16 protein-coding genes are annotated in these 22,316 nt (G+C 48.6%); 5 read left to right on the top strand and 11 right to left on the bottom strand.

Annotated features, from left to right (window positions below; translation table 11 throughout):
- Positions 1–186: 186 nt before the first annotated feature.
- Positions 187–1,542: an ATP-binding protein gene (locus tag ACO0K2_RS04620; protein ID WP_423016251.1), complete on the bottom strand. Its 1,356-nt coding sequence runs from the start codon at positions 1,540–1,542 to the stop codon at positions 187–189.
- On the bottom strand, positions 1,539–2,267 hold the full coding sequence (locus ACO0K2_RS04615; protein ID WP_423016249.1) for a response regulator: 729 nt from the start codon (positions 2,265–2,267) through the stop codon (positions 1,539–1,541). The genes ACO0K2_RS04620 and ACO0K2_RS04615 overlap by 4 nt, the downstream gene beginning before the upstream one ends.
- Positions 2,268–2,636: 369 nt before the next feature.
- On the opposite strand from ACO0K2_RS04615, the gene ACO0K2_RS04610 reads away from it, so the two are divergent.
- Entirely contained in the window at positions 2,637–3,143 is a 507-nt protein-coding gene (locus ACO0K2_RS04610) for a Spy/CpxP family protein refolding chaperone (RefSeq protein ID WP_423016247.1), read from the top strand.
- A 60-nt stretch (positions 3,144–3,203) separates the two neighbouring features.
- Here ACO0K2_RS04610 and ACO0K2_RS04605 read toward each other — a convergent pair whose 3' ends face one another.
- The 3 genes from ACO0K2_RS04605 to ACO0K2_RS04595 all read right to left on the bottom strand — a co-directional run bounded on the left by ACO0K2_RS04605 (position 3,204) and on the right by ACO0K2_RS04595 (position 8,154).
- Complete coding sequence (locus ACO0K2_RS04605) at positions 3,204–5,429, bottom strand: bifunctional diguanylate cyclase/phosphodiesterase (protein WP_423016244.1); 2,226 nt, start codon at positions 5,427–5,429, stop codon at positions 3,204–3,206.
- A 74-nt stretch (positions 5,430–5,503) separates the two neighbouring features.
- Entirely contained in the window at positions 5,504–6,778 is a 1,275-nt protein-coding gene (locus ACO0K2_RS04600) for an Hsp70 family protein (RefSeq protein ID WP_423016242.1), read from the bottom strand.
- A 71-nt stretch (positions 6,779–6,849) separates the two neighbouring features.
- Positions 6,850–8,154 (bottom strand): hemolysin family protein, encoded by a 1,305-nt coding sequence (locus ACO0K2_RS04595; RefSeq protein WP_423016240.1) that lies wholly within the window; start codon positions 8,152–8,154, stop codon positions 6,850–6,852.
- A gap of 269 nt (positions 8,155–8,423) precedes the next feature.
- On the opposite strand from ACO0K2_RS04595, the gene ACO0K2_RS04590 reads away from it, so the two are divergent.
- Entirely contained in the window at positions 8,424–9,680 is a 1,257-nt protein-coding gene (locus ACO0K2_RS04590; protein ID WP_423016238.1) for a TCR/Tet family MFS transporter, read from the top strand.
- Between the two features lie 128 nt (positions 9,681–9,808).
- Here ACO0K2_RS04590 and ACO0K2_RS04585 read toward each other — a convergent pair whose 3' ends face one another.
- Positions 9,809–11,128, bottom strand: coding sequence for a dicarboxylate/amino acid:cation symporter (locus ACO0K2_RS04585; RefSeq protein ID WP_423016236.1), 1,320 nt, complete (start codon positions 11,126–11,128; stop codon positions 9,809–9,811).
- Positions 11,129–11,783: 655 nt separating this feature from the next.
- Between ACO0K2_RS04585 and ACO0K2_RS04580 the strand changes: the two genes are divergently transcribed.
- On the top strand, positions 11,784–14,486 hold the full coding sequence (locus ACO0K2_RS04580) for a TonB-dependent receptor plug domain-containing protein (RefSeq protein ID WP_423016234.1): 2,703 nt from the start codon (positions 11,784–11,786) through the stop codon (positions 14,484–14,486).
- A 97-nt stretch (positions 14,487–14,583) separates the two neighbouring features.
- On the opposite strand, the gene ACO0K2_RS04575 is transcribed toward ACO0K2_RS04580, so the two are convergent.
- Both ACO0K2_RS04575 and ACO0K2_RS04570 read right to left on the bottom strand, forming a co-directional pair.
- Positions 14,584–16,041, bottom strand: coding sequence for a PLP-dependent aminotransferase family protein (locus ACO0K2_RS04575; protein ID WP_423016232.1), 1,458 nt, complete (start codon positions 16,039–16,041; stop codon positions 14,584–14,586).
- Between the two features lie 162 nt (positions 16,042–16,203).
- Complete coding sequence (locus ACO0K2_RS04570) at positions 16,204–17,055, bottom strand: hypothetical protein (RefSeq protein WP_423016230.1); 852 nt, start codon at positions 17,053–17,055, stop codon at positions 16,204–16,206.
- Positions 17,056–17,364: 309 nt separating this feature from the next.
- On the opposite strand from ACO0K2_RS04570, the gene ACO0K2_RS04565 reads away from it, so the two are divergent.
- Both ACO0K2_RS04565 and ACO0K2_RS04560 read left to right on the top strand, forming a co-directional pair.
- Positions 17,365–19,080 (top strand): DUF1800 domain-containing protein, encoded by a 1,716-nt coding sequence (locus tag ACO0K2_RS04565; RefSeq protein ID WP_423016228.1) that lies wholly within the window; start codon positions 17,365–17,367, stop codon positions 19,078–19,080.
- A gap of 10 nt (positions 19,081–19,090) precedes the next feature.
- Positions 19,091–20,491, top strand: coding sequence for a DUF1501 domain-containing protein (locus ACO0K2_RS04560; RefSeq protein WP_423016226.1), 1,401 nt, complete (start codon positions 19,091–19,093; stop codon positions 20,489–20,491).
- A 40-nt stretch (positions 20,492–20,531) separates the two neighbouring features.
- On the opposite strand, the gene ACO0K2_RS04555 is transcribed toward ACO0K2_RS04560, so the two are convergent.
- The 3 genes from ACO0K2_RS04555 to ACO0K2_RS04545 all read right to left on the bottom strand — a co-directional run bounded on the left by ACO0K2_RS04555 (position 20,532) and on the right by ACO0K2_RS04545 (position 22,296).
- Complete coding sequence (locus ACO0K2_RS04555; protein WP_423016224.1) at positions 20,532–21,125, bottom strand: chromate transporter; 594 nt, start codon at positions 21,123–21,125, stop codon at positions 20,532–20,534.
- The gene (locus tag ACO0K2_RS04550) at positions 21,125–21,700 is read right to left on the bottom strand and encodes a chromate transporter (protein ID WP_423016222.1); all 576 of its coding nucleotides are present in this window, start codon (positions 21,698–21,700) and stop codon (positions 21,125–21,127) included. The genes ACO0K2_RS04555 and ACO0K2_RS04550 overlap by 1 nt, the downstream gene beginning before the upstream one ends.
- Positions 21,701–21,804: 104 nt before the next feature.
- Positions 21,805–22,296 (bottom strand): phage regulatory CII family protein, encoded by a 492-nt coding sequence (locus ACO0K2_RS04545; protein ID WP_423016220.1) that lies wholly within the window; start codon positions 22,294–22,296, stop codon positions 21,805–21,807.
- Between the last annotated feature and the right edge of the window lie 20 nt (positions 22,297–22,316).

Here is a 22,316-nt window from a genome sequence, read left to right as displayed (position 1 = left end):
TAACGCACCGCATCTGCGGTGTGGTAGCGAGAGAATACAGCAAAGTGGACTGACCGATCAGGAGCCAGTCACGTGCTGCGTCATACTATGGTAGTCGATGTCGCTGTGGTGCTCAAGCGGCGCGCTGAGACCGCGAAGGTTCCCGACCTCGTCGGTGATGGTAGCTACAACGTATCTGAGAGACCGTTAGGATACATCCGTTGTTTGATGGACTGGAAGGATCAGGGCGACTTCGAGCCCGCCTTCAGCGAGGTTGCTGAGTTGCAATTGTCCGCCGTGTTGCTGTGCGATATTTTGCGCGATGGTCAGTCCCAATCCCGTGCCGCCCGACTCGCGAGAACGAGAAGTTTCCATCCTAAAAAACGGTTCAAACACTTTTTTCTGATACTCGACTGGAATCCCTGCCCCGCCGTCACGCACTAAGATCTTGACGACATGGTTCGCATCTTCCTTATCCAGTTTGAGCGTGATGTTCGCATACTGACCGTATTTGACGGCATTATCGATCAAGTTGGTAAGACAACGACGCAATGCTTGTGGTCTCGCCATCACGGTAATGCCAGGAATCCCTGTGAAGCTGACCTTCTGTCCTGCTTCCACGGCATCACTACAAATACTATCGATGAGCGAGTCAATGTCCAACGGTCGTAATGCTTCACTGCTGTCCATACTACGTGCCAAATCAAGCCCCTCGCGGATCATCATCTGCATTGCCGACAGGTCACCAATGAGTTTGTCTCGCAGCTCTTGATCGCCTACTTTTTCGAGACGCAGTCGTAACCGCGTTAAAGGTGTTTGCAGATCATGAGTGATGGCTGCCAGCATGTGGGTGCGCTGAGAAATGTGATGACGGATACGACCCTGCATCGCATTAAAGGCACGTGTCGCTTGTTGGATTTCACTGGTCCCTGTTTCGGGAAGCGGCGGACTATTGATATCTTGCCCAAGTGCGACGGCCGCTTCTGCCATCTGCTGCAAAGGACGCATCGCCATTTTGGCAATCACATACGACAAGATGGCCACACTGACGAAAAACATCAGTAAATATTGCAAAAAGTCATTGTGCAATGGCGCATTGGAACGAGGTGGCGTGACGACTAAGCGTAAGCCTGTGCCATCGTGCAAGGTGATACCCAATGTTTCACAAGGGAGGCGGGCTACCGTCGATTCTTTCGGTTGCCGTGGACACAAAGTAGGATCGGTTGGTAGCGACGTGACATGAAAACTTTGACCGAGTTTTTCACTGACAGCCTTTGCGTAGTCAGATTCTGGCGTTGCAGGTGAACTCTCAGCGGGAATAGATGCAACTTGCAGACCCATAGGTGGTGCTGCTGCAAGGAAATGCTCGCGGCTGGAGGTTGGCAATACATCCAGCGCCCGTGCCATTTGTTCCGTACGTTCGATATTGTGCGTAATGCGGTACTGCATCAGCGTTTTTTCGCGTTCTCCAAACGCGAGCCACACTGTCAATGCGGTGGAGGAGACCATACCAACCATCAGTACGGAAAACACCCGCCCCCACATCGACGACAATATCTTCATGTATTTTTTTCTGTGACAACGCTGACGGCAAGTACATAACCACCATTACGTACTGTCTTGATGATCTGCGGTGTGCGTGCGTCTTCACGCAATTTCTGCCGCAAACGGCTGATCTGAATATCGATAGAACGATCAAACGGATCTGCATCACGGCCGTGCGTCATGTTTAACAATTGGTCGCGGTTGAGAATACGGTTGGGATGTTCCAGAAAAATATTCAGCATGCGGAACTCTGCGCCGGACAGCGACACGACCATGTCATCAGGGCTGATCAGATGTCGGGCCGTCATATCCAGTGTCCAACCTGCAAATTTGATCTTTTGTGCAGCATCATTACCAGAATTGGAGTGCGTGTTTTGTGTGCGGCGCAGCACGCTCCGAATACGGGCTAACAACTCACGCGGTTCGAATGGTTTTGGCAGGTAATCATCCGCACCCATTTCGAGGCCGATAATCCGGTCGAGAGGCTCGCCACGGGCGGTTAACATAATGACGGGGATATTTGACTTGCCACGCAGATTTCTGCACAGTGTCAACCCGTCATCACCTGGTAAGTTGAGATCTAAAACAATCAGTTCAAAATGATGTTCGAGCATCGCAGCCCACATGGTGGGGCCATCGGCAGCCATGATTGTAGAGTAGCCATTATGATCGAGGTATTCCGCGAGTAATGTTCGGATCTCACGGTCATCGTCAACGATAAGAATTTTATTTGATGTATCCATATGTCCCATTATGATCTCGGTTCCCTGGAAAAAAATAGTGATTTTGTATCAGCTTGTTATGATAAACCCTTGTCATGAAACTTAGAAACCCGATTTAAGGGATTTGCTTCTTCAATGTTACTCAGGGATACAAACTGCAGCAAAAAAGATATGCAGGTGATACAAGAGTAGCGCACTATATCAACATGTTAGAACTCGTTTATTGTTTCTGGTTCCCTAGATCTCAGACAAGTTTTAGCAGCTGATGGCATGGTTTAAAAAACTAAGGGTCTATTCAACACAGTCTCTGCGCCGTCAACCACCCTTGTTGTTATGGCTGGTGGTGAGAGGTGTTTTGAATAAATCCTTTTGGTAGGTAAAGTGATCGATATGAATAAATTAAAACAAAGCTTATTAGTGATGTTTGCCCTCGTCGGCATGAACGTTGCAGGCGTTGTCCATGCGCAATCGAGTTCGAGTGCGTCTGCTGCATCTGTCAGTGCAGATCATCCGCATGTCCGCACGCCGGAAGAAATCCAAAAATGGCAAGAGAAAGTAAAAGAGCGTATGGCAAAGCGCCTCGCTGATTTGCATGACAAGCTGAAAATTACCGCCAATCAGGAATCTGCGTGGAAAACGTTCATGCAAGCGATGTTACCCGCATCAGTCGCTGAACCAATGCCTGCCAAAGACATCGATAAAATGACAACGCCTGAAAGAATGGCTGCCTCGCTTGAAAAAATGAAACGACACGAAGCGATGATGCAATCTCGGTTGGACGCGGTGAAAGCTTTTTACGGCACGTTAACGCAAGATCAGCAAAAAATATTCGATGAAGCCCATGCTCACGCGCAAAAAGAAATGCAAGAGCGGATGGCGAAACAGATGGATAAATAACAAGCCTACTGCATAGTCGGCAAACAAAACAGGCGACGGTGGATTCCCTCGCCTGTTTTTTTACGTCCGCGCTTGAATCCACTCCAATAAAAGATCTTCAGGCATCGGTCTGCCGAGGAAAAAGCCCTGTCCTTCATGGCAACCCATGACATTAAGCGCATCCCAGTGTTGTTGCGTTTCGATCCCCTCTGCAATGACTTTTAAGCCGAGTTTTTTCCCTAATTGTGTTATTAACTCAGCAATTCTAGGGCCTGCCGGGGTGTCAATTTGCTGGACGAATGCACGATCGATTTTCAGTCGATCAACAGGGAGTTTATCGAGGTAGCTGAGCGAGGAAAATCCAGTACCAAAATCGTCAATCGCGATATGAATCCCCATCTTTTTCAAATCATGCAGACGCGTTTCAAACATGCTGGCGCCAGCCATGGTTACGGATTCCGTGATTTCCAGTTCGAGGCATTCAGGACGTAATCCACTATCAGCAAGTGCTTTACGGACGTTATCCACAAAATCATCTTGCCTAAATTGAACGACAGAGACATTGACCGCCATCCTCTCTGGCGCCAGTCCTGTTTGTTGTAGTCGTACCATCAAAAAGCAGGCCGTCCGCAGCACCCAAGCGCCTAGGCTGATGATGAGACCGGAGTATTCAGCCAAAGGAATAAAGTCTGTTGGCGGGATCATCTGTCCATCGTCAGTGCGCCACCGAATCAGCGCTTCGAGTCCGATAAAACGCTTCGTATTGAGTTCGATCTGAGGTTGATACATCAGGAACAAACGTTCGGCGTCAAACGCTTCGTGCAAATGTTGCATCAGCGTTGCCCGCTCCCGAATTTCCAGACCCATTTTTCGGGTGAATAAGGTGTAGCTGCCACGTTGGTAGGTTTTGCTGCGTTTTAGCGCAATACTAGCGTCTTTTAATGCTTCTGCACCATCGGTATCGTAGCCGGCGAGTTCCACCATACCGGTGGAGGTGGAAACCGCATGCGCTGTTTCGTCGAAGATAAATGGGGCACTGAACAGCTGTTTGATTTTCTCAGGTTGTAGCTGCGTCTGATGACCCAGCAGACCAAATACATCCCCTGAGATGCGCGCCAGAAAGATATCCTCACCCAAATCGACCCGAAGGCGATCAGCGACAGCTTGCAATAATAAGTCGCCGTAATGGTGTCCGAGCACATCGTTGATTTCAGCAAAATCATCAATATCGATGAGCGCCAGCATCTGCTGTGGGACTTTTTGCTGAATCAGTTCATTGATGTGCTCAATAAACTTCAAGCGATTTGGTAACTTGAGCAACTGATCACGATAGGCGTGATTTTTGAGCTGATTGACTAGACTGAGATTGTCTAGACAGACACCGAGGTTAGAACAAAAGACTTCTAGCAGGTGGTGGTTGATCTCGGATAATGCATAAGGAAGATCAATATAGGCGGCGAGAGGACGATTTCCACGACCTGAAAAATACAAGGTCATGTGGTGTTCTTCAAAGAGTGACTCGCGATGGGTCAATACATATTTCAGCGCATCTTTGATTTTTTTGTCGCCGATTTCATCAATGGCGCAATGCATCAGATTACTGTAGTGCCCTGCAGACGCAATGACATTAAATTGCTGTTCAGAGTCGTTATCGTGAGGCTCCCCTTGGGCGCATAAGAGCCCCTCTGGCGGCACACCACAAAGAGCGGCGATCTGCGTAATCACACCCGCGGCAAACCCTTGAATACCATGATCCACCGTGAACGAGGCACTCGACAGGATGATCTGATGCAGACCGCGTCGACTTGCATCAATTGTACGAATTTGGTCGTAGGAGCGGATCGCCGCGGTTAATGATGTCAGTAATTTTTTACGGGTGAGTTCGTTTTTGGTTTTGTAATCGTTGATATCGTAGTCACGGATGGCTTCTTCTTCTGGAGCATAGCCCGGTTGGCCTGTACGCAGAATAATCCGCGTATCGTGCCAGCACAGCTCATCTCGGATGTAGCTGACCAGTTCAAGGCCCGCATGTTCAGTCTCCATAACGACGTCAAGAAGGATGACGGCAATATCGGATTCTGTGGCAAAGACCCGCCGTGTTTCTTCTTTGGAGTAGGTGTGGATAAACTCAAGAGGACGGTTCAGAATTTGCGTATATTGGAGTGCAAAACACGTCGTTTTATGGACGTCTTCGTCGTCATCAACGATCGCAATTTTCCAGCTTCGTTGAGGAGGTGCTGGTGTTGACAATGGATCTTCGGCTGAATCTTCTTCAATGAACAAATCATCGTCATCATCGATTGGCATGCAACCTCCCTGGCGGGGACATCTATAGGCTACTACTCAGTATAGCCTATACAAATCAAACGAAAAGCGCAGGCTTATGCAAATCGGCGTGCAGCATCAAGGCCTAGCCCGGCACCAATACTTCCAAATAAATCACCTTCTACTTTCCGAGCGTGAGGGACGATGGCTGCAATTTGCTCGCGCAAGCCACGTACTCCGCTGGAACCACCTGTAAAAAACACTGTGTCGACTTGGTCTGGCCGGATTCCTGCATCTTGAATCACGGCCGAGACGGCATTGGCAATACTGACGCTCAGATGACCAATGGCTGATTGCAGACCCATTTGTTCAATTGTCAGAGAACAGACTGTTGATACTTGCTTGCAACGTAATCGTTCGAGTTGCAAATTTACCATGTCATGGTCAGAAAGCAAAATTTTTGCTTCTTCCGCTTTAATTGCCAGCCAGTGTCCGTCCCGATCCTCCACCAGATTGATCAGACGCTCGAAACGCATCCGGTATTCAGGATTCTGGATATCTCGGTACACATCTGCCAGCTCTCGTCCGACTTTTTGCGTATACACCTGATTAATGGTATGCCATGTTGCCAGATTAAAATAGTAGCTGGAAGGAATATCCGTGTGATTTGACAATTTTCCACCAAGTCCGAGTAACGGCATGATGTGCGCGAGGCTGAGGTACTTATCAAAGTCTGTCCCGCCGATGTGGATACCCCCGTTGCCCAGAATATCCGCACTGCGGTCTAGCACGTGAGCACGTTGAGGAGACAGGCGTACGAGTGAGAAATCTGAGGTACCACCGCCAATATCAGCGATTAACACCAGCTCTTCTTTACTGATGCGCGATTCATAGTCAAACGCAGCCGCAATCGGTTCAAATTGAAAATGGACTTCTTTGAAGCCGATGTCTAACGCGATATCTTCTAAGGTATTTTGTGCGATCCGGTCGGCGTTGCGGTTGTCGTCGATAAAGTGCACTGGGCGGCCAAGTACCGCGTAGTCAAATGCTTGGCCTGCAGAGACTTCGGCGCGATGTTTGAGCTCACCGATAAACTGCCCTAACAGGTCGCGAAAGGCGATACTTTTACCGAGAACTTCGGTCTGACCATCCATCAAACTGGTTCCGAGCAAGCTTTTCATGGAGCGCATCAGGCGTCCCTCGTAGCCCGCCAGATAGTTGGCCAGCGCTTCGCGACCATAGCTGACTTCTTCGTCTTCGGCATTAAAAAAAACCACCGAAGGCAAGGTTAATTTATCTTGTTCGAGGGGCAACAGTGCCGGTTGATTGGACTGATGCCAACCTACTGTTGAATTTGAGGTGCCGAAATCTACTCCGCAAGCTTGAGACATGAAACTTTCCTGATTAAAACGAAAACGCCGTCAACCTGATGCTGGCGGCGTGAGAATTGTGCAATGGATTGTTAGGATGCTGGGGCGTCATCAACGCGCACTACCAGCAGTTGGTCGATACGGTAATGGTCAATATCAACGACTTCAAATTTATACGCGCCCACCATCACGTAATCGGTACGTTTCGGTATTCTTTTTAGCATCGTCATCATGAAGCCTGCAATAGTCTCATAGCTGCCTTGCTCCGGCAAGGAATCAATATCAAGTGCTCGACAGACATCTTCAATTGTTGTCGCACCGTCAATAAGCCATGAGTTCGTATCGCGTTGGACGATCTGATCTTCTAAAAACGGATGCACAAGGTTGCCCATGAGGGTGCTCAACACATCGTTGAGGGTAATGACACCAACGACGAGTGCGTATTCATTCAAGATAACCGCAAAGTCTTCCCGTGTACCCTTAAATTGTTCCAACATCTCTGAGAGCGTTAACGAGTCCGGTACGGCTAATGCTGTCCTAATCGACAACTCTTGTACTTTCGAAAATGCCTGATTCGTTAAGACCCGTTTTAAGATGTCTTTCGATTCAACATAACCCACAACATGATCAATGTGCCCATCGCATACCAGAAATTTTGTATGCGGATGCTCCGCGATTTTTTGCCGAATCACGACGTCACTGTCTTGCAAGGTGAAATAGACAATGCTGTCCCGTTGTGACATCGCGCTCGGAACGGTGCGGCTTTCCAATTCGAATACATTGCCGATCATGTGATGTTCACGCGCTTGAAGGACGCCTGCTTCAGCACCCGCATCCACCATCGCATAAATTTCGTCAGAAGTAATTTGCTCGTCGCGTTCCATTGGCAAATGAAGCAAATTAAAAATCAGATTGGATAATCCGTTGAATGCCCAGACCAGCGGCTTAAACAGCCGTACGCAGAGCAGCATAGGGGTGACTACGACGATTGCGACCGATTCGGGGGCGATCATTGCCAACTTCTTTGGCATGAGATCAGCAAACAAAATGAAGATCGACGTCACAAACAAAAATGAGCTCAAAAAACTCGCTGTATCAATCCACGCTGCATCACCGAGTAAGGTGTGGAAGACTTTGGCAAAATAAGGCGTTAATGCTTGCTCACCCAAAATACCGCCAAGAATAGCGACACCATTGAGTCCAATTTGTACAACCGTAAAAAAATGCCCTGGCTCTTGCTGAAGCTCAAGCACCCTCGCTGCGCGTAATTCGCCTTCGGATTCGAGTACCTGTAACTTCACTTTACGCGCAGCAGCCAATGAAATCTCTGACATAGAGAAAAATGCGCTGATGGCGACTAACAAGGCAATCACCAGAAAGTGATCAAATAACGGCATAGGTACTCCACGTTGGACGATACGATACGGTGACTCCACGAAGCGATCTGTCTATTGTTGCCCACAGCGGGCGCGGAGACCTTCAACGCGGAGGACCGAAAGGCAGATAAAAATTCTGCACGGGTTCAGGTTGATGAATCATATACTATTGTAATTGCATCAAAATGACAGCGAAATACGCTCAATGCACCATTCTGTTGTTTCCCTGTTGCATTGACTGATCATGTGCCCATGATGCCCTTCTTTTGTCTTCAATGAAAGCGACAAGAATGACTTCACCCGATTCTCAGGCTGGCGTTGCCAGTTCAGCAACAGCGCCGCTGTCAACCAATGTGAGGTTCGTGCTCATTACGGTGTTTCTTGATATTTTGGGGATTGGATTGATTATCCCCGTCTTACCGCGTCTGGTGGGTAGTTTTACCCAGCAAGCGGACGCGCAGGCACAGTGGTACGGTGCGATTGTGGCTATCTACGGGGTAATGCAATTCTTTTTCGCGCCTGTCATTGGCGCCCTGAGTGATCGTTTTGGGCGGCGACCCGTATTGCTCACCTGTGTTTTTGGTCTTGGTCTCAACTTTTTATTACTGACCCAAGCAACAAGCATTTATTGGCTGCTGATTATCCGTGCGCTCGGTGGCGTCACTGCGGGAAATTTGTCCGTTGCTAATGCCTATATTGCCGATGTTTCTTCACCAGAAAATCGCAGCAAAGCCTTGGGCAAAATTGGCGCCATGTTCGGTTTGGGTTTTATCTGCGGCCCTGTGACGGGCGGTTTACTCGGTGAAGCGAATATTCATTATCCGTTTTACTTAGCGGCGATCGTTTCGCTTTCCAACGTGGTATACGGTTTTTTCTCTTTGCCAGAATCCTTATCGCCATCCAATCGCAAACCGTTTTCGATTGCATCCGCCAATCCGTTTGCGGGACTGAGTGGTCTTGCTCACTTGCGTGGGGTTGGATCGCTGGTGTGGGTGTATGGCTTAACGATGTTTGCGCAGTTCACGTTGCAAACGACATGGGTGTTATCCACAGAACTACGGTTTGGCTGGACGCCGATGCAGAATGGCTTGTCGCTCTTTATGGTCGGGATTTCTAGCGTGGTGATGCAGGGCGTATTTTTGGGGCGCTACATTAAGAAAGTCGGTGACGCCAACGCCATTTTGTTTGGATTGATGTCATCGTGTATTTCGCTCACGCTATATGGGTTGGCGACGCAGGGTTGGATGATGTATGTCCTGATTTTATGTAACGTACTGGCTTTTGCAGCGGGACCCGCATTGCAGGCGTTTTTCTCACGTGCAGTTGATGCGCGGTCGCAAGGGGTCGCGATGGGCTCGTTGAGCGCCCTCGCCAGTATCATGAGCGTTGCAGCGACACTGGTGGGTACGAGTTTGTTGGCGCAGGTAAGCCATGCGCCACGCGGCAGTCTGGTGCTCGGTGCGCCTTTTTTTATGGCGGCTACCGTGCAGTTGCTGGCGCTGATGATCGCCTACCAACACATGCGTCAGGTGAAGTTGAATCAATGAAGTTGAATCAGCAATACTGACTTCCTCTTGTGTGCGGGAAGACGCAGATACGACGACTGAGTCACTTGAAGTGACAAAAAAAATAGCGAACCGAGGTTCGCTATTTTTATCAGTTAGTACGACGGCTCTTACAAATGTTTTGCCGTAGAGATCATCGCTTCATGTTCGTCTTGATGCTCGATCTCAGCGACTGGTTTGTTATCCAGTACCTTATTGAGACGATCCATATCCACATCGTTACCCCATTTACCGACAATAATCGTTGCCACACCATTGCCAACCAAGTTAGTCAACGCACGCGCTTCGGACATGAAGCGGTCAATGCCGAGAATGATCGCCAAGCCTGCAACAGGAACGTCGCTGGCGGCGGACAAGGTTGCTGCCAAAACGATAAAGCCACTACCTGTTACGCCCGCAGCCCCTTTGGATGTCAGTAAGAGTACTGCCAACAAGGTGAGTTGTTGGATCAGTGTCATCGGTGTATCAGTAGCCTGTGCAATAAAGACGGCTGCCATTGTCAGGTAGATCGATGTGCCATCGAGGTTAAAGGAATAACCAGTTGGAATCACCAAACCAACCACTGATTTTTTGACGCCCAGTTTTTCTAACTTGCCGATAATCCCTGGCAACGCGGATTCGGAAGAGGAAGTGCCAAGCACAATCAGCAATTCTTCTTTGATGTACTTCACGAATTTCCACACACTAAAGCCATGGAAGCGTGCAATGAGTCCGAGGATGACGAAGATGAAAATCAAGCAGGTACCGTAAAAAGTCGCCATTAAGTAACCCAGTGACAACAGCGACTTAATACCGAATTTACCGATCGTAAAAGCCATTGCACCAAATGCACCGATTGGCGCTACTTTCATGATGTAGCCAACGATCGCAAACAGCACATGAGAAATTTTCTCAATGAAGTCAAACACCAGCGTTCCGCGACCACCGAAGCGATGCAATGCAAAACCAAAGAAGACGGCGATCAGCAATACTTGCAGAATTTCACCTTTCGCAAATGCATCGACGATCGTGGATGGGATGATTGCCATCAGAAAATCAACGGTAGTCTGCATTTTGCCTGGACCCGTATAAGCAGCGATCCCTTTGGTGTCGAGGCTGTGCACATCAATGTGCATGCCTGCGCCAGGTTGCAGGATGTTGACCATAAACAGACCAACGATCAATGCCAGCGTACTGACGATTTCAAAATACAAAAGTGCCATGCCGCCTGTCTTACCGACTTTTTTCATGTCTTCCATACCGGCAATACCAATGACGACGGTACAGAAAATGATGGGCGCAATCATCATTTTGATCAATTTAATGAAACCATCGCCGAGGGGTTTCATGGCAGCGCCAGATTCAGGATAAAAATGGCCAAGTGCGACGCCAACAAGAATGGCGACAATCACCTGAAAGTACAGGGATTTGTAGATCGGTTGCTGCTGCATAGTGTGTCTCCGTTGTAAAGGAAAGGGTCACCCTTATGAAAACAGGCAACGCCATTGCGGACTCTGGGCCCGTCTGCTGCTACGTCATTTCAAAGCGAAATCAGAACTACGGCTAAACATGTCTAAGATCAACCGTATGAGCAAAGCGCATTATTAAAAATTAAGCCCACAGCGACTATTGTGGCTTTCCACACCAGCGACACCCTCACTATTGTTACGCGTCACCAGACTTCTTTAGAATAATTTTTAATAAGTTTATAACTTCCGTCATTAAAGCTGCCAAAAGATAGCTTTTTTACTAATTAAAACAACTTTTACATACAGTTATCAATTGTTCAAAGAAGTTGACCGCATGAGTAACCATTGAAAATCTGTTTTATATCATTTATTTCGAAATTTATTTTGTTAAAAATTATTAAACCGAAGCTTCTCTGCATTTTAACCGCTGGTAAGGGAAGTGTTGTAAGAGATGCGACAGATTGCAACACAGATGTAACAAATTATTTAATAATCAAGTCAGATAGGGGGAAAATTTTCATTAGAAAAATTTTACTGAAAACTTTGAGATCATTTCGCTGAACTGATTTCATTGAATTTTGAAGTGACCCTACATCAATCAGGGAAAAATAAAATCATTAAATCACTGGGAGTAGGTATGGAATTTAGAGAAAAAATAGGAGTGAACGCGGTACGATTCGCGTTGACAGTCTTTGCAAGTAGCGTGGCAATAGCTGCATATGCACAAGAAACGACCGCAACGACAGATACAAAAGCGCAACGTATTGTCATCACAGGTTCAAATATTTCGCGTATCGATGCGGAAGGACCTACTCCTGTTGAAGTGATTAAGCGCAGTGAAATTGAAAAAACAGGCGCTAGCACAGTGATCGAGTTGTTAAGCAAGTTGCCTTCGATGGCAGTTGCTTTGGACGGCACGTCGAGTAGTTCATTTGCAAGTGGTGCTGCTTCAGCGCAATTACGCGGCTTAGATGCAAAATATGTATTGATTTTGCTTAACGGTCGTCGCTTGGCAAATTACGGTTTTGCAGACGGTGCTGAAAACTCTTTCGTTGACTTGAACAGCTTACCTTTAGCTGCGATTGACTCTGTTGAAATTTTGCGTGACGGCGCCTCTGCGATTTATGGTTCAGACGCGGTTGCCGGGGTCATTAACTTTAAAACCCGGAAAAATTATCAAGGGGTAGAAGCTACTGCGAATGTTGGTAGCAACCAGAAGGGTGACGGCGGTACTTATAACACAAGTATTACTGCTGGCTTTGGTGATCTTGATGCTGATGGCCAAAACTTGTTGGTCACAGTGGACGCCTTTAAGCGCAATCCTTTGTGGAGCAATTTGCACGATTATTATTCCAACCCTGACCATCGACGCTTTGGTGGTACTGATGGCACTACGACAAACCTCTACAGAGGTAGCCTCCGTGATTATGATAACGGCGAACCTGGATATGCGATCCCTGGCTGTCACGGTACTGTTGGTGTTAGCTCAAACACAGGTGACAACGTTTGCTTTACTAATCCTGCTACGCAACTGTCGCCGCATATTGAGCGATTTGGTATTTCTTCCATTTACACCAAAAAGTTGAACAACACAGATGAGTTGTTTGCTGAAGCCGGTGTCACAACTAGCAAAACAACGGTTCAACAAGGTTTCCCCTCCTTTTCTTCTAGCTTTATTGGAGCAACTGCAGGATCAACGAACCCTGGGTTAAATAGCTTACCAGGACCGAGTGCAGACGGTTCCTTACAAGGCTTTACTCCTGGCGATCGTTTGCAAATCTTCCGTGCAATCTACGAAGCCGGTCAGAAAGTTGAAACCATCAACAGTGATACGATTCGTCTGGTTGGTGGTTGGCGCGGCTTGGTCGGTCAATGGGAAAGTGAAGCAGCGATCAGCTTGAATCAAAATCACATTGATGATTCCACGACAAAACAGGTATTGAAAGACGTTTCAAACGCTTCGTTGCAAGCTGGTATCTTGGGTAAAGCAGGTGGTTATGATCCATTCGTTGATCAGAATCCAGCCAGCGTGGTGAATCCGATGCTGACATCCACCTTGCGTCGTGCGACTTCTCGTCTTGAGACAGCCGAGTGGAAAATGTCTAAGGCGGATTTGTTCAACATTGCGAATGGTCCAGTTGGCTTTGCATGGGGTACCCAATTCAGTCATGAGTCGATCGACGACGTGCCTGATGCAGTAATGGCAGCAGGTAATATTGCTAATTACGGTGCAACATCGAGCAAAGCAAGCCGTAGTGTGTATTCTGCTTATGGTGAGTTCGATATTCCAGTTCTTAAAACATTGGAAATGCAATTAGCGTTGCGTGGTGACCATTACAGTGATTTTGGTAACTCAGTGAATCCAAAAATTGCTTTAGCATGGCGTCCAACGGACAAGATTTTAGTTCGTGGTTCAGCGACGACATCGTTTAAGGCGCCAACCTTGCCAGAAATTAGTTCAACGACAACGGCCTATGTGACGGTTGCTGACTGGGCACGATGCGGTCCTTTGGGTTACGTTGGTGCACAGTGTTCCTACAGCCCGAAAGCTTATTTGCAAGGGAATCCGAATCTGAAAGCAGAAACGGCAGACAACTATTCATTTGGTATCGTCTTGCAACCTGTTAAAGATTTCACTGCTTCGATTGACTGGTTTGGTATTAACCAAAAGGACACGATTCAGTCTTTAGATGCACAATATCTGCTCGATAACGAAGACAAGATCCCTGGATTTGCGGCCTTAGTCGGTCGTGACCCACGTAACTATGCGTTGGAAGCGAAACATCCTGGCTTGAACAAAGGTCGTATTAACAGTGTGACTTTGCCTTACACGAACGTGGGTAAGACGCAGATTCAAGGTGTTGATATCGATTTGAACTATGGTTTGAAATTGGGTAGCTTTGGCAAGCTTACATTCCGTGAAGTTAACACCTACTTCTTGGAATACAAGCAAAGTGTCGCACCAGGAGAAGATCCTACTTCACGTTTAGACGGCATCAATCATCCAAAATGGAGCAACTCTTTCCGTTTAGGGTATGAGGTCGATAAATATGAGGGATCGATTACTGCAAGAACGTATGCAAGTACGTTGAACATTGATGATCCTACACACAGCCAAGATCCAGCGATTACCAATGCGAGAATTCCATCCTATACCGTTTGGGATATGAACTTCAACGCAAAACTCAAAAAGGATCTGAGTGTTAACTTCGGTATTAACAATGCCTTTGACAAACCGCCAGTATATTCAAATGCGGCTAGCGAAGATGGCGCGGTTCAAAGCAAAAATGATCTTGTCGGACGTTATTTCTATGTAAATATGCGTTATACATTTAAATAATTGCAAGTTCCATTTTTGAGAACGAAGTAATAAAAAACTCCCGACTTGTTCGGGAGTTTTTTTATTCCACGCAATTTCAGGTTTCTTCCGCCGTCGCTTATGCAGCAACATTCTTTCTGATTCGCGCAAAGTCACTCACGATTTGTCCTAAGATGCGTAGCGCGTCCTCTAATTCATGGGAGTAATGCGTTCCGCAATTGAGACGCAAGAAATGGTCAAAGCGATTGGAGTTGGAATAGAGCAAACCCGGTGAGACAAGAATATCCTGCCGTAAAGCCGCATCGAACACGGCGCGGGAGGAAACTTGTGGTGGCATTTCGACCCACACCGATACGCCACCATCAGGAATGGTTAATCGCGTTCCCTCCGGGAAATAAGTTGCGATCCCTTCTGCCATTTTTTCTCGCTGTTCGGTCAATGTCGACCGTAGTTTACGTAGGTGGCGGTCATAACTGCTTGATTGCAAAAAGTGCGCGGCGATTAGTTGCGTTAGTTCTTCGTTATAGCGGGTTTGTGCATACTTAAACATGCTGATTCGCGCATGCCAGCGACCACCGAGCATCCAGCCTAGACGCAACCCAGGCGCTAAAATTTTGTGTAACGATGCGCAGTAAATAACGTTGTCGGTGCGGTCCCAGTGCTTGGCAGCCGTTGGGATTTTGTCCGCATTCGTCAACGCGCTATAAGAGTCATCTTCAATGAGCGGAATTTGGTTTGATTCGCACAGCGCAACAAGTCGCTGTTTATGGGTGTCAGGCATCATACTGCCTAGGGGATTCTGTAAGTGCGGCACTACCACGACGGCTTTGATATTGTCGTAGGTCTGCATGGCAAGTGCCAATGCTTCGAGCGAGATACCCGTACTGGGGCTAGTGGGGATCTCTAAAGCCTTCATGCCCAAGCTTTCCAGCACTTGAAGCAATCCGTAAAACGTCGGTGATTCAACGGCAATCACATCCCCCGCATGCGCCACGGCACGCAAAGCGAGATTGAGTGCCTCAATGCACCCGTTGGTGACGATGACGTCCTCCGCTGCCGTGCTGATTCCCACGTCCAACGCTCTCTTAGCGAGCGCCGATTTGAGCTCTTTGTTGCCACCAGGCGAGATCGCTTTTGTCAAAAGAAGTGGATGCTGACGAAGTAATTGCGTTGCTAATTGACGTAATTGTTTGTGGGGATACAGATCTGGCGCACCGGTGGCGCGTGCGAGATTAATTCGGACCTGTCTTTGCCCTTGGGCAATGATGCCTGATACGCGTTCATGAATTCCCACAAACTGTGCCGGATCGATGGCTGTGGAAGGTTTGGGTTCCATGGCTGGCGCAAGTCGTACTCTGCGTGGCTGTCTGACAAAATACCCCGAGCGTGGACGCGCCTCAAGCCATCCTTCGGCTTCTAGGTAGCGACATATTTGTAAGGCCGTCGATAAGCTGACCTCATGCAACTGCATGATTTTGCGTACCGAGGGCATGCGATCGCCAATCGTCAATGTGCCATGACGAATAGCACTGAGATAATGTTCGGCAATCTGGCGATAGAGAGTAGGTGCATGCATCAGCAAATCATCCGCGGTATGGGGGCAGTGGCAAAGATACAGTTCGCTGTAGTTTTTACCATAACAGATGATTATTTTACGTTGTGCATCGGAACAGATGCGATTTGCAAATACCTGTTGTGATCTAGAAATCGATGCATCCCGAACGCAGCGTGGCGCGATTTATCCGAAAAACTCTTTTATCAGGAAGGCTTCGAGTTGTTCACTGTCTTGTGGACGTGCAGATAAAATGACAACGCGTCCCAGACGACGTGACTCCCAGCTGAAGTCTCCAGTGTAGTGAGTACGTATTAACTCAATCATGCGACGCACCATCGCCAATTGCAGGTTGCCTCCCAGACCCGCATCGACTTCGATGGTTTGTTTCCAGCTGCTACCAGAGGTTGGCTTCCAGCCGCGGAAGGAAAACATCCCAACGCGGGTACTCATACTGACAATTTGGAAGACACCGCTTGTGCCTTCACGCCCTGCCGCTTGTTGCATGCTGTGCCGTACATTGGCCTCGGCAACCTCTTGTGGGCTCATGCCGTGACTGGACTGGTTGGCTGCTTGTTCTTCTTGATTGGCGGCTTCTTGCTGAGCACGCCGACGTTCACGTGCGGCATTGAGCATGCTCATCATGTCTTGCTGCGGTGGCGCTTCGACAATGGGTGCGGGTTGTTTCACCGTCACTTGGGCCGTTTCAACAGGTGCAACGGGCGTCGGTGGCGTAATTGCTTTTTTAGTATGAACAATGACCGGTGGTTTCGGTGTTGATTTTTTGGGGGCAGGCGCGGCCATCTTAGCGACGGTGGCCTTGTCCAGAATCAATACCATGGGTGTTTGTGAGCCCGCGTCATCACCGTGTTTCTTCTTTTTTTCCATCTGCATGTGCAGCAGGAAATACAGCAGCAAGCCGTGGATGATTAGAACAATCGCGATTCCTATAAAGTTGGCTGGACGAAATCTGAGATGCAGGTGAACCTCGCCGGGTTCTGCAATCTCGTTGTCAGGTGCTTCAATGCTCAACTTCATGGATGATGTTTCGGACAGTCAGGGTTTTGAGTTGCCAAGGATACCTCAATCTGCGGGGTAGTCTGTAACAAAGCTTGGTAGGAAATTTACATAAACAGGGAATTTTCCTTGTCATTGAGCCGTAATTTGTAACAATTAATTACAGCTAGACAAAATGAGCCATCACTTCTCCTCTATGAAAAACGCTATTCGCCCCATGCATCAGCATAATTTGTAACTTTCAAAACAACAAATTCTTGTAGGCAAGATTTAGCCGATCCTCTACTCTACTTGGTATTGACCATATTCTTACCGTTTCAAGCGGGGCACATGATGCAGACAATACAAGAAGTCGCAGACCAGTTACCGGAACTTTCTGATCCTTCACTAGCCTCTTCGCAAAAAAATACCGCAGGGGCGATCACACTGGCGACTAGCAGCAGCTTATTACTCGAGGCTTGCGGCGGCGGTGCGGCTTCTTCAACCAGCGGTACGACGCCACCCGTCGCAGCAGCGCCCATCACCGATGCTCAAGCATCTCGGTTTTTGGCGCAGGCATCGGTTGGGGCCACACGCACCGAGATGGCAAAAGTCCAAGCATCTGGCTATGCCGCTTGGATTGATGCCCAAATGGCCATGGCTCCTTCCGCTTCCCGTTGGAGTTGGCTCAAGACAAATAGTTTTGATGCCGCTGCAAATATTTTTACACAAAACGGGTTTGATTCAGTCGTTTGGTACAAACTGATCACGTCACCGGATACGTTACGGCAGCGGGTGACGCACGCCTTAGCGGAAATCTTGGTGGTGGGTATTGACGGATTAACCGCGACAGGTTGGCAAACTTTTGCCGCCGCTAATTACTTGGATGTGCTCGAAGCCAATGCGTTCGGCAATTACCGTACCTTGTTGCAGGCCGTTACGTTGACCTCAGCGATGGGACAATATTTGACCTACGTGGGAAGTGCCAAAGCGAATCCGAAGATTGATTCCCATCCTGATGAAAACTATGCACGTGAATTGATGCAATTGTTCACGATCGGGTTACTTAAGCTTAATCCGGACGGCACCCCAGTAACGGTCAACGGTGCGAACCAAGAAACCTACACACTGACCGATATTACCGGACTGGCGCAAATTTTTACGGGGTGGGATTTCGATTTGTCGACCAGTAACACGTCGACACCTGATTACCATCAACGTCCGCTGACACAAGTTGCTAGTCGCCATGAAACTGCCGCCTCGACGTTTTTGGGGAGCACCGTTCCGGCTGGCCTCGATGGTGCGCACAGCCTTACTGCGGCGTTAGATATTATCTTTGCCCATCCGAACGTCGCGCCTTTTGTCAGTCGCCAGCTCATTCAAAGACTGGTGACTAGCAATCCGTTGCCCGCTTATGTACAACGTGTTGCCGCTGTATTTTCTAATGATGGTACTGGCGTCAAAGGTAACTTGGCTGCGGTGGTGAAGGCCTTATTGCTCGATGATGAAGCGCGGAATAGTGCAAACCTGACCAATCCGCAATTTGGTAAATTGCGTGAGCCTATTTATCGATTCTTAAGTTGGGCGCGTGCTTACAACGTCAGCTCGGTGGGTAAGTTATGGACCATCGGCAACACCAGTGACCCCGCGTCGAGACTGGGGCAGAGCCCTCTACGCTCCTCGTCCGTTTTTAATTTCTTCCGACCAGGCTACGTACCTCCCAATACATCCATCGCAAACGCCTCGCTGGTTGCCCCTGAATTTCAAATCACCAATGAATCGACGGTCGTGGGTTACGTGAATTTTATGCAACGAATGATCAGTAAAGGTAATGCGGACATCGTGCCAGACTACAGCACCTTGACGCCCTTAGCCGCAACACCAACCGCATTGCTCGCGGAAATAAATACGGTCGTTGCTGCCGGTCAGCTAAGCGACGCCACCATTGCCGCCTTGTCGACGGCGATTAGCAGTATGCCGAGTGGCACCGATGCAGCGACGGCCAACCGTATATATGCCGCACTGACATTGGTCTTTGCTGCACCAGAATACATCGTACAGAAATAAGGACGCCACCATGTCTGATCAGTCATCAATGAACGCTTCACGCCGCGCCTTTTTGCAGCGCGCATCCACCTTGTCTATTGCTGGCGTTGCGACGCCATGGGCATTGAACCTCGCTGCTTTGTCAGAGGCATCTGCCGCGACGGCGACAGACTACAAAGCTACTGTTTGTATTTTTTTATACGGCGGCAACGATTACGGTAATACGCTCATTCCGTACGATACCTCAGGTTATAAAGCTTATATCGGTCTGCGCCCTAGTCTCGGTTATGCTCAGAATACGCTGACAGGTACCGTACTCAATCCCATCAACACGCCTGTTGACAGTGCGGGTTTTAGCCATCAGTACGCTCTCGCACCGGAGTTATCACCATTGATGCCGATTTTTAATGCGGGAAAGATGGCGGTGATTCTTAACGTTGGTACACTCATCCAACCCACAACGAAAACACAATACACCAGCAAGAGTGTCCCTCTTCCGCCCAAATTGTTTTCGCATAACGACCAGCAGTCGGTCTGGCAATCATCGTCATCCGAAGGAGCAAAATCAGGATGGGGTGGCAAGATGGGCGATTTATTTCAATCATCCAATACGAACTCGACCTTTACGTGCATTAATGTCTCGGGTAATGCGGTGTACCTCGCTGGCAATACTGCCGTCCAATACCAAATTTCAACATCGGGCTCAGTACCGTTGAATGGCATCAAATCGCCACTGTTCGGTTCTTCAGCTTGTTCTAGTGCACTCCAAACACTGGTCACGCAAAGTCGCACGCATCTGCTTGAAAACGAATACAACCGCATTAACGCACGGGCCATCAACGCCAATGAGCTATTGTCGACGGCGCTGGCAGCGGCACCTGCACTGAAAACGGTATTTCCTACACAGAACAGCCTCGGTGATCAGTTGAAAATGGTCGCCAAAATGATTTCGATTGCAGCGACGACCGGTGCAAAACGACAAGTCTTTTTTGTATCAATGAACGGCTTTGACACGCATGATGGTCTCGTGACGCTTCACCCGAAACTGATGACAGGTTTGGCGGATGCGATGTCGGCTTTTTACAATGCCACCGTCGAGTTAGGTGTCGCGAACAACGTTACGAGCTTTACCGCCTCTGATTTTGGACGGACACTCAGTGGTAATAACGACGGCTCAGACCACGGTTGGGGGAGCATGCATTTTGTTATGGGCGGCGCGGTGAACGGTCAGCGTTACTATGGCACACCCCCGATCATCGCATCGAATGGTCCGGATGATGTGGGTCAGGGACGTTTGCTCCCAACCACCTCGGTAGAGCAATACGCCGCGACATTGGGTAAATGGCTGGGTGTTTCAGATAGCGACTTGTTGACCTTACTGCCGAATTTGACCAACTACAACGCCAGTAGTCGCAACCTAGGTTTTGTCTAACATCGAAAAAGGGCAGTCGCGTTGCTGCCCTTTTGTTTTGTCATACTAAACCGAACCACCCGAGAATTGCCCCTAGCGCCAAGAGCCACAAGAGATGCAAGCGTGTGCGCCAGACGACCAATGCACACAGTGCAGACAGCAACCAAATCGGCCAATCCTTGGTCGGTACATCGTGCGAGCTGCACATAATCCAGCCAGTCGAGAGCAGCAAGCCTACGACGATCGGCGCCATACCTAATTTAAAACTCCGTACGGAGAGTAGATCGCGGTTTTCATGCCCCCAGCGCGCTGCAAAGAAAGTCAGCGTTGTACTCGGAAACAAGATGCCACTCATGGTCACAAACATCCCAAAGAGTCCCATCCACATACTGCCCGCATTCAGTCCGATATTCCAACCCATGAGGGCGATAAATAACACATTCGGTCCCGGTGCAACTTGGGCGATAGCGATCGATGAATTGAACTGCGTGTCGTTGAGCCATTGATGCTCGCCGACGATATAGCGATGCATATCAGGCAACGTTGAAATCGCACCACCGATAGAGAGTAGGGACAGCATCAAAAAGTGGAGCCAAAGATGGAGCCAATCGGACCACGTCATATGAATGGATAACAGGTGGGCTGGCAGGGACATTATTTCTCCAGCTTTTTATAGACTAAGCGCCAAGCAATAGCACCCAATCCAAGTAACACATAGACCAATGGGACGCGGAATATTCCAACGCAAACAAAACAAACAGCACTGAGGATCAGTGCACTTGTTTTTCCTAGGGGATGCTTATTGAGTGCGGGGATGAGTTTCAGACCTGACGCAAAAATCATCCCTGAGGTCACCGCACTCATACCGCGCAATGCACCCGCAACACCAGGATGATCGGCAAACTGAGCGTAGGTCAGTGCAAGTAATAAAACGATAATGAGTGGGATCGTGATCATTCCCGCTAACGCCGTGATGGCACCAGGCAAACCAAAATAACGGTTACCGACCATCATGCACAGATTCATGACATTAGGACCAGGCATGATTTGCGCTACAGCCCAGTCCTCGACGAATTCTTCGGGTGTCAGCCACTGTTTCTTTTCGACGAGTTCACGTTGAACGATGGCGAGTACTCCGCCAAAGCCCTGCAATGCCAGTAGGGTGAATGAAATGAATATATCGGCCAGAGATTGCGGACGAGGATGCGAGGGGAGTGATTCGTCAGACATGGTACAGGAAGCGTCAACAAAGGACTTGATTGTAAAGCATGCAGGCGATCCACGCAGCGATGTTCATGATCTTTTACGAAATGACTACCCGTGATGACGGTTCTTTATGACGGCTGTGATTGGCGGTGAGCACGGATTTTCGCACGCCATTCTCCCAATACCGTGAGCGCTGCCTGAAATTCGCGCTCAATCAGATCTGCTTCTGCGTCGGTAATGACACCATCGAGCAATGCAGTCGATACGGCTTCGGCCACATCGCCTACCTGACTCATGACACGGCACACGGTACGGGACAAATCATCATCTTTGATTTGACCTGGCTCGGGAATGACAAAGGCAGCCAGTCCGTGCCGTCCCAACAAGGCATGGAGTGGAAGATGAGCATCAGCGACCCCCGCTGCATCGCAACATTCGACGATTTGCGATAATTCTTCAAACGATGGGTAATGTGAATCAATGCTTGGTGCCAGTTTATTCCGTAGCACATTGACAGACATATCCAACTTGGCTGCCAAGGCCTCTAGACCCCCAGGATAGGCGCGTGCGACTTTATACAGCGCGTCATGTTGATTCATATCGGCATATTTGCGCGTCATTTATCTTCTTTCAGAAACCA

It is taken from the genome of Undibacterium sp. MH2W (assembly GCF_049340215.1).
In the GTDB taxonomy this organism is placed as follows: Bacteria; Pseudomonadota; Gammaproteobacteria; order Burkholderiales; family Burkholderiaceae_D; genus Undibacterium.
Note: the sequence above shows the minus strand (reverse complement) of the source record. Positions and strands in the feature narration are given on the sequence as shown.